Source organism: Streptomyces sp. AC627_RSS907, from assembly GCF_019049165.1.
In genome coordinates this window covers 1-806 of record NZ_JAGMUE010001293.1, presented here as the reverse complement: position 1 = coordinate 806, position 806 = coordinate 1, and the positions used below count along the sequence as shown (strand labels likewise).

General features: G+C 72.7%; 1 protein-coding gene. It reads right to left on the bottom strand.

The window, feature by feature from the left end; genetic code table 11:
• A partial coding sequence (locus KUM32_RS41560) for an ATP-binding protein (protein ID WP_217146811.1) occupies nt 1–718 on the bottom strand: 718 nt, incomplete at its 3' end.
• Nucleotides 719–806: the final 88 nt, after the last annotated feature.

Below are 806 nucleotides of genomic sequence, written 5' to 3'. Positions count from 1 at the left end.
ACTCGGTCCGGTCGTGGCGCAGCCGCATGACGCCGACTGCGGCACCGCGGGTGTGGCGTAGCGCCCGGTGGACGGCGAAGAGCATGTCGTGGAGCGCGCGGTCGGGTGCGCGGTGAAACACGCGCAGGGCGGCCTGTGCCGCCTCCGATGCCTCGGGGCCGTGTCCGAGGCCGTCCACGACGAGGGCCGTACGACAACCCTCGGTGTCCGCCGAGGCGCACGCGTCGCCGCAGGGCTGTTCGCCGTCGATGGATAGACAGATGGAACCGATCTCCTGATGTGCCCTCGGCCGGTGGTCGGCATCGGTGAGCCGGGCACACGCAAGGGTCGCGGTGCCTGGCTCGGTGCGGATGGTGAAGTCCGTGGCGATGCGCCGCACGGCGCCCAGGCCGGCGCCGAGGGTCGCGGTGGTGCTGTATCCGTCGGTGAGGGCGCGGGGAAGGTCGTCGATGCCGGGCCCGCGATCGGCGGCGAGAATCTCCATTCCGCCTCCGAGGAGGAGCGGCTGCACGTAGACCGAGCCGCCGGTGGCGTGCTTGGCGAGGTTCCCGGCGAGTTCCGACGCCAGCACGGCGGCCTGGTCGGGGAGGGAACCGCTCAGACCGCACGACTCGGCGACCGCGCGGGCGGCTTCCGCGGCGAGCTGGACGGCGCTGTGGTGGTCGACACGGACCTGGACGGTCGGCCTGGCGGGTGCCGGTGTCACGGTGTCGTCCATCGGGTGGCCGTGACAGTGGTGCCCCGGCCCGGCGCCGAGTCGATACCGAAATCGTCCATCAGCTGTCGTGCCCCGCCCAGCCCATGGC